Raw genomic sequence first — 11,760 nt, 5'->3', positions numbered from 1 at the left:
ACTACCAGCGGCCGTGGATCGCGCCGTGGCCACGGTGGCCGGGTCCGCCGCCGCGGCGCACGGCGACGAACGCCCAGGCGCCGACCGCGAGCAGCACCAGCGGCAGGTGGGTCAGCACGGAGAGCAGGACGAGCACGCCGATCACCGCGAGCAGCGGGCCGGGCAGGCCGTGGTGGAACGGGCGGAGGCCGGTGCGCCAGTAGTCGCCCGGCCCGCGGCCGCTCGGTCGGCGTCCGTCGGGGGCGGGCAGGTCGCGGAAGACCGGGGCCAGGTCGCCGCGGGTGCGGGCCGCCCAGATCCGGTCGAGCCGCTCGGAGTGCTCCTCGGCCGTGAGCCGGCCGGCGGCGTAGTGGTCGGCCAGCTCGGTGGCCGCGCGGTCGCGCTCGGCGTCGCCGAGGCGGAGCTGGTCGGGGCTCACGACTCCCCCTCGGCGGTCTCGTCGGTGGCCTCGTCGGCGGCCTCGTCGCCGTCGGCGAGGATGCCGTAGAGGCGGCGCCGGGTGTCGACGAGCACCCCCACCGCCGCTCGCTTCTGCGACTCCGAGCCGGAGGTCACGATCTGCCACACGGCGCTCATCACCTGCCCGATCTCGGGCTTGAGGTCGCCGTACGGCGCCTCGGCGGCCTCGCGCTCGCGGCGCTCGAACGGCGCCCAGACCGCGGCGAGCTCGTCGGCGTTGGCGGCGACGTAGTCCTGGCCTGCGGAGGTGAGCCGCAGGCTCCGGCGGCCGCGCTCGTCGTCGACCTCGAGCAGCCCCTCGTCCTGGAGCTGCTGGACGGTGGGGTAGACCGAGCCGGGGCTGGGGCGCCAGGCCCCGGCGCTGCGGTCGGTGATCTGCTGGATCACCTGGTAGCCGTTGACCTCCTCCTCGGCGCGCGCCGCGGTGGCGACCACGTCGAGGATCGCGGCCCGGACGTCGCCGCGCCGGGCCCGCGGGCCACGGCGCTGGCCGGGCTCGTCGAGGCCGAACAGACCGGCGACCCACGGCGGGGGGCCCTGGTGGCCGAGGTGGGCCCAGGGCCCGCCCCGCCGGCCCCGGCCGCCGCCGTGCATGAACTTGGGGGCCTCGCCGGAGCCGGCCCACTGTCGGTTGAACCCGTGTCCCATGGGGACCTCCTTCGGATGCGGTACCGCGTCCGGCGACGTGTCGTCACCCTATCGCGATATATCGCAATCGTACGCCGAGTGTGTCGCCGAGGCAAGGGGCCGGGTTCGTCGGCCGGGACTGGTCGGCCAGAGCCTCGACTTCTCGGCCGGAGTTCTGGCTGAGAAGTGGCGGTTTCCCCGGTGCCCCGGGGAAACCCCCACCCCGCCCCGCTACCGCGCCAGCCACCCGGCGTACGCGTCAAAGGTGTAGTCGCGGCCGAGGAAGTCGCGCACCAGGTCGGCAGCGTCGCGGGTGCCGCCCGCGGCGAGCACGGTGTCGCGGTAGCGCAGCGCCACCTCGGGGGCGAACGGCGCGTCGGGGTCGAAGGCGCTGTGGAGGTCCTTGGCGATCACCAGCGACCACATGTAGGTGTAGTAGGCCGAGGAGTAGCCGGACAGGTGGCCGAAGCTGGCGAACATGTGGGTGCCCTCGATCCAGCGGAACGGCGCGTAGCGCTCCTGCAGCTCGACCATCCGGGCGGTCAGGTCGGCCGGGCGCTCGGCGTGGAACCAGTACGACATCGCGGCGTAGAACATCTGCTGCCGGGCCAGGTAGCCCTTGCCGAAGTCGTCGGCCGCGCGCATCCGCGCCACCAGGTCGGCCGGGATCGGCTCGCCGGCGGCGTCGGTGGCGAAGGTGCTGAGCACGTCGGCGTCCCAGGCCCACTCCTCCAGCATCTGGCTGGGCGCCTCGACGAAGTCCCACTCGGTCGCGACGCCCGAGAACCGCGCCCAGTCGCCGTGCCCCGCCACCACGTGGTGCACCAGGTGACCGAACTCGTGGAACAGCGTGACGACGTGGTCGTGCTCCATCAGGCCGCGGCTGAAGTTGCAGACGAGCACGCCCTCGGGCAGCTGCCGGCCGGCCACGCCGTCGGTGATCGTGAACTGGGCGGCGTGCTTGTACTTGCCCTCGCGCGGGTGCAGGTCGAGGTAGATCCGGCCGAGCCCGGCGCCGTCGTCGAGGCGGACGACGTCGTAGGCCGTCACCTCCTCGTGCCACACCGGCGCGTCGGGGACGGCGTCGTAGCGCAGCCCGAACAGCCGCCCCGTCACGTCGAGCAGGCCCTGCCGCACCTTGGTGAAGTCGAAGTACGTGCGCACCCGCTGCGCGTCGACGTCGTGGCGCTCCTGCCGCACCAGCTCCTCGTAGTACGACGCGTCGGCGCTGGTGATCGCGGTCGCGTCGGGCACGTCGCGGCGGAAGCGCTCGAGCAGGATCTCGAGGTCGCGGCGCATCGGCTCCTCGGCTGCCTCGGCGATCCTGTCGATGAACGCCGGGATCGCCTCGCCCGAGCCGATCATCTTCACCTCGGCGTCGTACGACGGCCAGTCGGCGTAGCCGACCAGCGTCGCCAGCTCGTGGCGCAGCGCGAAGAGCTCGTCGAGCACCGGGCCGTTCTCGGGCCAGCCGCGCTGCAGGAACGCCTCGGTCACCAGCCTCCGCACCTCGGCGTCGTGCACGAAGGTGCGCGCCGGCACGGCGTCGGGGTAGTCGGTCGTGATCGTCACCAGCCCGTCGGCGTCGGCGGGGTGGTCGTCGAGCCAGTCCTGCGGCATGCCGGCCAGCCGCGCGGGCTCGACCTGCACGGTGCGCACGTCGTCGCGGATCCGCCGCCCGAACTCCTGGCCCAGCTCGGTGAGCCGCGCGTTGATCTCGCCCAGCCGGGTGCGGGTCGCGTCGTCGAGGTCGACGCCGGCCCGCCGGAAGTCGAGCAGGGTCTTGTCGAGCAGGCGGGCCGCCACCGGGTCGAGCCCCTCGGGGTCGAGCGCCGCCAGCACGTCGTAGAGCGCCCGGTCCTGGCGCAGCTCGGTGACGAACCGGTCGACCTCGACCTCGGCCGCCTCCCCCGCCGTCCGCGCCTCCTCGAGCGGGTGGGTGTTGGCGACCACCGCGGCCACCGACGCCACGTTCCCCAGCTCAAGCGACACGTCGTCCCACAGCCGCAGCGCCTCCAGCGTCGGCCGGGTCGGCCCGTCGCGCAGCTCGGCGACCAGCCCGCGGGCGGCCGCGAGCCCTTCGGCGGTGCGGTGCTCGATCCAGGCGCGGGCCTGGTCGGGGGCGGGCAGGGCGAGCGGAGGTCGGGTCACCCGGCCAAGGCTAGGCCGCCCCCGTGGCGTCAGCCGGCCAGCTGGTCGCGCCGCCGGGTGAGGTAGGCGATCTCGGCGGAGTTGTCGGTCGCGGCGATCGCGGCGTCGTACGCCGCCCGCGAGTCGGCGCTGCGGCCGAGCCGGCGGAGCAGGTCGGCGCGGGTGGCGTGCCAGGCGTGGTAGGTCGTCATGTCGAGGCGGTCGACCTCGGCGAGTGCCACCTCGGGGCCGTCGAGCTCGGCGACCGCGACGGCCCGGTTGAGTCGGACGAACGAGCTGGGGGCGACGGCGAGCAGGTGGTCGTAGAGGGTGACGATCTGCGACCAGTCGGTGTCGGCCGTCGACGGGGCGTCGGTGTGGACCGCGTTGATCGCCGCCATCAGCTGGTAGTGGCCGGGCCGGTTGCGGGCCAGGCACTCGCGCACCAGCGCGTGCCCCTCGGCGATCAGCGCGCGGTCCCAAGCACCGCGGTCCTGCTCGCCCAGGGTGACCAGCTCGCCGCCCGCGACCCGTGCCTCCCGGCGGGCCTCGACGAGCAGCATCAGCGCCAGCAGCCCGGTGACCTCCGGCTCGTCGGGCAGCAGCGCGTGCACGATCCGCGCCAGCCGGATCGCCTCGCCGGTGAGCTCCTCGCGGACGGGCTCGTCGCCGGAGCTGGACAGGTAGCCCTCGTTGAAGACCAGGTAGAGCACCGCCAGCACCGGCCCCAGCCGACCGGTGAGGTCGTCGGCGTCCGGCACCCGGAACGGGATGTTTGCGCCCTTGATCTTGGCCTTCGCCCGGGTGATCCGCTGGGCCATGGTGGTCTCGGGCACGAGGAACGCCGCCGCGATCTCGGCGACCGTCAGGCCGCCGAGCAGGCGGAGCGTCAGGGCCACCCGCGCCTCGGGCGCGAGGGCGGGGTGGCAGCAGGTGAAGATGAGCCGGAGCCGGTCGTCCTCGACGACGCCGGTGGGCTCGTGGGGTGTGGGGTCGCTGACCATCACGGCAGCCCGGTGCTTGTCGTCGCGGTGGGACTCCCGGCGGATCCGGTCGATGGCCTTGTTGGCGGCCGTTGTGGTGAGCCACGCCCCCGGGTTGGGGGGTACGCCGTCGACCGGCCACTTCTCGAGGGCGACCAGGAGGGCCTCGCCGGCGGCGTCCTCGGCGACGTCGATGTCACCGAAGCGCTTCACCAGCGAGGCCACCACCCGGCCGAACTCCTCGCGGTAGACCCGCTCGATCGCCTCCATCCGAGACGGACCGGTCACTCCGCCTGGAACGGGCGGACCTCGACCTTGCCCGCGCAGGCCTTCGACGCCTCGGCCGCGACCCGCAGGGCCTCGTCCATGTCGGCGAGCTCGAGCACCCAGAAGCCGCCGAGGTACTCCTTGGCCTCCGAGTACGGCCCGTCGGTCACCACGGCGTCGCCACCGCGCGCGTCGACGCAGGTGGTCGACTCCTTGGTCTCCAGCCCGCCGCCGAAGACCCACTTGCCGGCCTCGGTCAGCTTGGCGTTGAACGCGTCGACGTCCTCGAAGACCTGCTGCATCTGCTCGGGCGTCATCGCCTCCATCCGCTCCTCGTCGGCGGGGTCGTGCCAGACGGAGATCATGTACTGGGTCATCGCTGTTTCCTCCTGGTGTGGGGCGGCCCGGTGCCGCCTCTCACCCTCTCCACGAACGGGTGTCGCCCGATACGACACCCCGGGCGACACCTTTGCGAACTTTTTTCCGCGGGGCCACCGGTGGCGGGTAGCGCTGGTCGAGGAAGGACGAAGTCCTGTCTCGAGACCCGGTGAGACGAGCGCCCTCCGGTGGGGACGGGAGGGTTGTCGTCTTCCGGGGTTTTGAGACAGTTGCTGGCGCAACTTCCTCGACCAGCGATCAGTTCCGTCGGTGGAACTGGACCCTCCCGGTCGGCAGGTAGGTCGTCCTATACGTCGGGTCGTGCGCTCGTTGGTGGTGGGAGGGGCACAGCAGGACGCCGTCCTTGAGGTCGGTCCTGCCGCCGTCGGTCCAGCGGGTCCGGTGGTGGGCCTCGCAGGTGGAGGCCGGGCGGTCGCAACCCTCGGACCGGCAGGTCTTCTGCTGGATACCGAGAGCGATGCGCTGCGGGGTGGTGAACAGTCGTCGGGTGCGGCCGAGGTCGAGGACCTGCGACTGCCCGTCGAGCACGACGGGGATGAGTCCGGCCTCGCAGGCGAGGCGCCGTGCGGCGCCGGGGCTGATCCGGGTGCCGGTGTCGAGCTCGCACGCGGCGAGGCGGCCTTCCAGGCCAGCGAGCGGGATCGTCACCACAACGGTCGCGTTGACGCCGCCGCGGTGCGGAAGCCGGTCGGCGGGGTAGCGCAGGATGTAGTCGCAGAACGCCTTGCCCAGCGTCTGCGAGGTGACCTTGTCGTGGGTCAGCGCGGCGTGGGCGAACAAGGCCTTCTTGAGCGCTTCGGCGTGCAGGGTCGGGATGACGAACCGGCCGTGGGTCCGGCCCTCGCCGTCGTCGAGCATGGTGAGCTTGCACGCCTTCTCGGCTTCTCGCTCCTCGCGAGCCAGTGCCTTGGCTTCTGCTGCTTCGCCGATCTCCGGGCAGACGATGTCGAGGATGCGGTTGCCGAGGACGATCAGGTCCTTGGCGTCGTGCTGCTGGGCCAGCTCGACGAGCTCGACCTGCGCCTGCTCGCGGACCGCGGCGTCCACGTCGTCGGGGAGCTTGTCGATCGCGCGGGCGATGACCTCGGCCTGCTCCAGCAGCAGCTCGCCGCGGGCCAGGGCCCGCGCCACGATCGGCATGGTGTCGAGCTGCTCGGCCAGCCGCATCGTTCGCGACGCGTCCCGGCGGGTCGCGTGGGTGGCGACCGCGAGCCAGACTGCGGTGCTGGTGGCGCCACTCGCGGCTTCGACGTGCTGCTGCTTGGCGTGGTGGGCCAGCCGCAGCTTCAGGGCTGCGAGCTGGGACTCCAGGTGCACGACCTCGGTCAGGGCGTGACCAGTCTCGGCGGCATCCATCGACCACAGCGGGAGCTGACCGACCTCGTCGAGCACACCACGCGCCTCACCGACGGCACGCGTGACACGGTGCCGGTAGCGGGTGGTGTGCGGGCTTGTCACGTGCCCTACTCAAGCACCGACCACCGACAGTCCCTGGTCTGTTTTCGCGTTGTCCACAACGGGATTGCGGGTTGTGACCCGATCGTTACCTAGGTTCTCGAGCGCTGGGTTTCGAGGCTCGTCGCTAGCGCTCCTCGCACCTCAACCAGCGCCACCCGTGCCCACCGCTGCTTGGGGAAGTCGCGCTGGCGACATTCTCGAAACCCCCCGCCGGCCGAACGCCCTCCGTCCCCTACGGATGCGGGCGCAGGTATCGCCGACCCGGCGCTTGTTGTCGCCGGCTTGCGCCGACCCGGCGTTAACTAACGACGGCTCGGCGAAACCTGAGCCGCCTCCGGTGGGCGCGGAGGCCTGTCGTCCCACCGGGCAACGAGTGAAGGACGTCGTCTTCCTCAACCAGCGGAGCCTCAGCCAACGCTCCGCCGCACCCGCTCCTCGTACGCCGCGCGGGCGGCGGGGTCGGCGGCGGACATCACCGTGTCGGCGCCCAGCAGGCGGCTGGCGCGGTTGTGGAGGCGGCGGGGGAGGACGGAGGCGCCACGGGCGAGACCCTGGGCCCAGCGGGGCACCCAGAGCTCGGCGGGCGGGCGGTCGCTGCGCAGGGCGTGCTCGATGACGGTGGCGACGTCGTCGGCGGTGACCGCCTTGATGCCCCGTGCGGCGGGGACGCCGGCGGCGAGCTCGGTGCGGACGACGGTGGGCAGCACGACGGTGACGTCGACGCCGTGCGGGGCGAGCTCGTGGCGGGTGGCCTCGCTGAACCCGACGGCCGCGAACTTCGAGGCGCTGTACGTCGCCCCGCCGGCGAGCGCGACCCGGCCGACGGCGGAGGCGACGTTGACGACGTGGCCCCGCCCGCGCTCGACCATGCCGGGAACGACGGCCTTGGTGCCGAGGACGACCCCCAGCACGTTGACGTCGAGGATCGCGCGGGTCACGCCGTCCGGCTCCTCGAGCACCGGACCGAGCGGCATGATCCCGGCGTTGTTGACCAGTACGTCGAACGGGCCGAGGCCGGACACCGCGGCGAGGAAGTCGCGCCACGAGTCGGCTGACGTGACGTCGAGGGGCGCGGCCGCCACGCGCTCGCCGTACGGCGCCGCGACCTCGCGCGCCAGGTCGACGTCGAGGTCGCCGATCGCGACCCGGGCGCCCTGACGGGCCAGCCGCTCGACGGTGGCGCGGCCGATGCCGCGGGCGCCGCCGGTGATCACGACGGACATGGCTGAGGTGTCGCGGGACATGTCGTCCTCTCGGGGTTTCTCTCGCGGTGCCGCTCAGCGGCGGACCAGGTCGACCGGCTGGCCGTCGCTGGGGAAGGGCAGGGAGTGGTTGTTCATCGGGGCGACGTAGTCGGGGTCGACGTGCCAGGAGTGGTGGCGCAGCAGCTGGTGCATGACCGCCTTCACCTCGGCGCCGGCGAAGAACATGCCGAGGCACTTGTGCACGCCGCCGCCGAACGGCGACCAGGCGTAGCGGTGGTTGCGGTCCTCGGCGCGGCCGGGCGCGAACCGCTCCGGGTCGAAGCGGAGGGGGTCGGTCCAGTACTCCTCCATCAGGTGGGAGAACTGGGGTGTCAGCACCACCGACGTCTCGGCCGGGATCCGCACGTCGAGCACGGAGGTCTCCTTGACCGTGCGGCGTACGACGACCGGCACCGGCGCCCGCAGCCGCAGGCACTCGCGCATCACCAGGTCGAGCGAGGTGAGCGACTCCAGACCCGCGAGGTCGGGCTCCTCGCCCAGTGCCTCCGACTCGGCCCGGCACCGCTCCTGCCAGTCGGGGTGCTGGCCGAGGTGCTGGAGCATCGTCGACAGCGTGGTGGTCGAGGTGTCGTGGGCGGCCATCATCAGGAAGACCATGTGGTTGACGACGTCGTCGTCGCTGAAGGTCTCGCCGTCGTCGCTGACGACGTGGCACAGCTGGGAGAACAGGTCCGGGGTCCGGGCCGCGCGCCGCGAGGGAAGGTACTCGCGCAGGAAGCCCTCGAGCACGCGCCGACCGCGGTAGGCCCGGCCCCACCGGGTCAGCGGCACGTCGGCGCGCACGATCCCGCCGGCGGCCTGCACGCAGGCGATGAACGCCTCGTTGACCCGGTCCATCTCGGCCCGGCTGGTCAGCTCGGCGCCGCCCATGAACACCTCGGCGGCGACGTCGAGGGTGAGCTGCTTGAGCCGCCAGTACGACCGGAAGCCGTCCTCGCTCCCCCAGTCGGACAGGCCGGCGAGGGTGGCGCGGTGCACGGCACCGACGTAGCCCTCGATGCGGTCGCGGGTGAAGGCCTGCTGCATGATCCGGCGGTGCCGGTGGTGCTCGTCGCCGTCGAGCAGCATCAGCCCACGATGGAAGAACGGCCCCACGAGGTCGCCCCACGCCGGCCCGCTGACCAGCGCCTTGTCCTTGTTGGTGAAGCCGGCCTGGCAGGCGTCGGCGCCGAGCAGCATCACCCGCTCCTCTCCCAGCATCCGGATCGGGGCGACCGGGCCGTAGTGGTCCCACTGCCGCCGGAACAGGGCGACGGGGTCGCGCGAGTAGTCGAAGAACCGGCCGAAGAAGGGCCAGCCCCGGTCGTCGGCGCGCACCGCGGGAAGGTCGTGGGCCACCCGCCCAGCATCATTCAGACAGGATGGTCTGTCAACCTTCTGTGAGAGGGTGACCCGGTGGCCGTGCAGTCGGGGACCTACCGCGGGGTGAGCGCCGCCGACCGGGCTGCCGAACGCCGCGCCCGGCTGCTCGAGGCCACCCTCGCGGTCTGGGCCGACCCGGCGTCGGCGCGCCCGACGATGACCCGGATCTGCGCGGAGGCGGGGCTGACCGAGCGCTACTTCTACGAGTCCTTCGCCAACCTCGACGAGGCGCTCGGCGCGGTGATGGAGTCGATCGCCGACGAGATCGAGCGGGTCGGCACCGCCGCGGGCGAGACCGCCGGCCCCGACCCCGCGGCCCGGGTGCGCGCCACCATCCGGGCCTTCGTCGAGCTCATCGCCGCCGACCCCAGGAAGGGCCGCGTGGCGATCATCGAGGCCGGCTCGATGCCCGCGCTGCGCGCCCGTCGCACCGCGCTGCTGCGCCGCTTCGCCCACCTCGCCGCCGAGGAGGCCGCCGAGCTGTTCGGCCCCGACGACGTCCGCGCCACCGAGCTGGCCGGGCTGATGTTCGTGGGCGGGATGGCCGAGCTGGTCACCGCCTGGCTCGACGGCGCGCTCACCGCCACACCGGACGACCTGGTCGAGGCCGCCGCGTCGTCGTACGCCGGACCACGCTGAGGCCCGCGCTGATCGCGCGGCGGCTCAGTGCTCGTCGGCGAACCGCACGGCGCTCGGCGCCGGGTCGCCCTCGAGGTTGAGGTCGGCGCCGGCGATCACGGTGCGCACCTGCTCGCGCACGGCGTCACGGCCCTGGGGGCAGACCACCAGCACCTGGTAGTGGTCGTCACGGGTGTCGGCCGTCGCCTCGAAGCCGTGGCGGCTGAGCGCCGCGACGACGGTCGCCGGGTCCTGCCCCGGGGGCACCTCCCACCGCAGCACCGCCTCCGGCCGGGCGTGCGCCTCGTCGGTGAACGCCTCGGTGCGCCTCGCTGCCCGGCCCGCCACCCACAGCAGGGCGTAGCCGCCGGCGACGACCACCACGACGAGCAGCAGGACGAAGGGAATCGCCTCCACGTGCCACCTCCTTGCTCGCCGCACCGGTAACCGGGGCCCGGCCGGGCACACCCGCCCGGGCTCAGGGCGCGGCGGCCACCGCCGTGTCGCGCGCCCAGCGGTAGTCGGCCTTGCCGCTGGGCGACCGCTCGACGTTCGGCACCCGCACCACCGCCTTGGGCACCTTGTAGCGCGCCACGTGGCGCGAGCACTCGGCCAGCAGGTCCTCGTCGGCCACGTCGTCCGCGACGTGCACGATCGCCACCGCCTCGCTCCCCCAGCGCTCCGAGGGTCGCCCCACCACGACGACGTCCTTGATCGAGGGGTGGTGGGCCAGGGCTCGCTCGACCTCCTCGACGAAGATCTTCTCGCCACCGGAGTTGATCGTCACACCGTCGCGGCCGAGCAGCTCGATCCGCCCGTCGTCGAGCAGCCGGGCCCGGTCGCCGGGCACCGAGAACCGCTCGCCGTCGATCACCGGGAAGGTGCGCGCGGTCTTCTCCGCGTCGCCGAGGTAGCCCAGCGGCACCCGTCCGCGCTGCGCCAGCCAGCCCTGTCCCTCCCCCGGCTCGAGCACCCGGGTGAGCAGGTCGTCGACCACGGTGGTCGTCGGCACCGGGGAGAACGTCGCCGCCTCGCTCGCCATCCCCTTCAGCGACATCGAGCTCATCTGCAACCCGGTCTCCGAGGAGCCGGCGGCGTCCATCACGATCAGGTGCGGCAGCGCCTCCAGCAGCCGGTCGCGCACCGCGGGGGTCAGCGGCGCGCTGCCGTTGTTGATCGCCGCCAGCCCGGAGAGGTCGTAGTCGCCGCGCTCGAGCTCCTCGACCAGCGGTCGCGCCATGGCGTCGCCCACCACCGGCAGGCTGACGCAGCCCTCGGCCACCACGGTCTCGAGCACCTGCGCCGGCACGAACGAGCGCACGTCGGGCGGCAGCACGATCCGCCCGCCGCCGGTGATGATGTGGAACGTCGACCACTGCGCGGCGCCGTGCATGAACGGCAGCGACATCAGGATCGACATGCCCCCGCCCGCGGCGACCGCCGCGGCGGCGATGGCGTCGTAGGACTCGAAGGGCTCGGTGGTGCCGAACGGCGTGCCGCCCATCGAGGTGACGAAGATGTCGTCCTGCCGCCACAGCACGCCCTTCGGCATGCCGGTGGTGCCGCCGGTGTAGAGCACGAACAGGTCGTCGCCGCTGACCTCCGGCAGCCCGTCCGGGCCGGGCGGGGTCGCGACCGCCGCCTCGTAGTCGACGGCGCCGTCGAGCAGGGCGTTGCCGGAGTCGTCGGCGACCTGCACCAGCACCCGCAGCCCCGGCAGCCGGTCGCGCACCGCGGCGACCTGGGGCGCGAACTCGGCGTGGTAGACCAGCGCGGTGGTGCCGGCGTCGGCCAGCAGGTAGCGGAGCTCCTCCTCGACGTAGCGGTAGTTGACGTTGTACGGCGCGCAGCGGGCCCGGAAGCCGGCGACCATCGCTTCGAGGTACTCGTTGCCGTTGCGCAGGTAGAGACCGACGTGGTCCTGCCCCGACTCGTGCCCGGCCAGCCGGTCGCGCTCGGTGTGGCAGCCCAGCCCCTGCCCGACGAGGAAGTGCGCCAGGCCGTCGATGCGCTCGTCGAGCTGCCGGTAGGTCAGCCGCCGGTCGCGCCAGACCAGCACCTCCTGGTCGGGCACCGCCCCCGCGACCGTGGCGAGGACCGTGGAGAGGTTGAAGGACGCCGGGGTGTTGGTCACCCGATCAAACTAGAACCTGTTCCAGTACGGCGGCAACGGGCCCGGCGCGCGAGAATGG

General features: G+C 73.1%; 11 protein-coding genes. 1 reads left to right on the top strand and 10 read right to left on the bottom strand.

The features are described from left to right. Nucleotide 1: 1 nt before the first annotated feature. From JT721_RS05120 to JT721_RS05085, 8 genes are all read right to left on the bottom strand, one after another. On the bottom strand, nt 2-418 hold the full coding sequence (locus JT721_RS05120) for a DUF1707 domain-containing protein (protein WP_205471844.1): 417 nt from the start codon (nt 416-418) through the stop codon (nt 2-4). Then, nucleotides 415-1,107, bottom strand: coding sequence for a PadR family transcriptional regulator (locus JT721_RS05115; RefSeq protein WP_205471843.1), 693 nt, complete (start codon nt 1,105-1,107; stop codon nt 415-417). The genes JT721_RS05120 and JT721_RS05115 overlap by 4 nt, the downstream gene beginning before the upstream one ends. A 210-nt stretch (nt 1,108-1,317) precedes the next feature. After that, nucleotides 1,318-3,237 (bottom strand): M3 family metallopeptidase, encoded by a 1,920-nt coding sequence (locus JT721_RS05110; RefSeq protein ID WP_205471842.1) that lies wholly within the window; start codon nt 3,235-3,237, stop codon nt 1,318-1,320. Between the two features lie 29 nt (nt 3,238-3,266). Continuing rightward, nucleotides 3,267-4,469 (bottom strand): RNA polymerase sigma factor, encoded by a 1,203-nt coding sequence (locus tag JT721_RS05105; protein ID WP_205471871.1) that lies wholly within the window; start codon nt 4,467-4,469, stop codon nt 3,267-3,269. 14 nt (nt 4,470-4,483) lie between these two features. Continuing rightward, on the bottom strand, nt 4,484-4,843 hold the full coding sequence (locus tag JT721_RS05100; RefSeq protein WP_205471841.1) for a YciI family protein: 360 nt from the start codon (nt 4,841-4,843) through the stop codon (nt 4,484-4,486). A gap of 259 nt (nt 4,844-5,102) precedes the next feature. Continuing rightward, nucleotides 5,103-6,257: a DUF222 domain-containing protein gene (locus tag JT721_RS05095; RefSeq protein WP_307827894.1), complete on the bottom strand. Its 1,155-nt coding sequence runs from the start codon at nt 6,255-6,257 to the stop codon at nt 5,103-5,105. Between the two features lie 473 nt (nt 6,258-6,730). After that, nucleotides 6,731-7,567: an SDR family oxidoreductase gene (locus tag JT721_RS05090; RefSeq protein WP_205471840.1), complete on the bottom strand. Its 837-nt coding sequence runs from the start codon at nt 7,565-7,567 to the stop codon at nt 6,731-6,733. 33 nt (nt 7,568-7,600) lie between these two features. Further along, on the bottom strand, nt 7,601-8,926 hold the full coding sequence (locus JT721_RS05085) for a cytochrome P450 (RefSeq protein ID WP_205471839.1): 1,326 nt from the start codon (nt 8,924-8,926) through the stop codon (nt 7,601-7,603). 57 nt (nt 8,927-8,983) lie between these two features. Here JT721_RS05085 and JT721_RS05080 point away from each other — a divergent pair, with 57 nt between their 5' ends. Beyond that, the gene (locus JT721_RS05080; protein ID WP_205471838.1) at nt 8,984-9,589 is read left to right on the top strand and encodes a TetR/AcrR family transcriptional regulator; all 606 of its coding nucleotides are present in this window, start codon (nt 8,984-8,986) and stop codon (nt 9,587-9,589) included. Between the two features lie 24 nt (nt 9,590-9,613). Here the strand turns inward: JT721_RS05080 and JT721_RS05075 are convergent, their stop codons facing one another. Then, nucleotides 9,614-9,985, bottom strand: a complete 372-nt coding sequence (locus JT721_RS05075; RefSeq protein ID WP_205471837.1) for a hypothetical protein — start codon at nt 9,983-9,985, stop codon at nt 9,614-9,616. 61 nt (nt 9,986-10,046) lie between these two features. Next, nucleotides 10,047-11,702 carry an acyl-CoA synthetase gene (locus JT721_RS05070; protein WP_205471836.1) on the bottom strand — a complete coding sequence of 552 codons (1,656 nt, stop codon included), beginning with the start codon at nt 11,700-11,702 and terminating at the stop codon, nt 10,047-10,049. Nucleotides 11,703-11,760 lie beyond the last annotated feature (58 nt).

Source organism: Nocardioides sp. SYSU D00038, from assembly GCF_016924665.1.
Classification (GTDB): Bacteria; Actinomycetota; Actinomycetes; order Propionibacteriales; family Nocardioidaceae; genus Nocardioides.
The sequence above is the reverse complement of the archived record's forward strand: the minus strand, read 5'-3'. Positions and strand labels throughout refer to the sequence as shown.

What these genes read in the sequence shown, in the direction of transcription:
- JT721_RS05115 (WP_205471843.1), bottom strand. Translation starts at nt 1,107, where the DNA reads ATGGGACACGGGTTCAACCGACAGTGGGCCGGCTCCGGCGAGGCCCCC.
- JT721_RS05090 (WP_205471840.1), bottom strand. Translation starts at nt 7,567, where the DNA reads ATGTCCCGCGACACCTCAGCCATGTCCGTCGTGATCACCGGCGGCGCC.
- JT721_RS05100 (WP_205471841.1), bottom strand. Translation starts at nt 4,843, where the DNA reads ATGACCCAGTACATGATCTCCGTCTGGCACGACCCCGCCGACGAGGAG.
- JT721_RS05105 (WP_205471871.1), bottom strand. Translation starts at nt 4,469, where the DNA reads ATGGAGGCGATCGAGCGGGTCTACCGCGAGGAGTTCGGCCGGGTGGTG.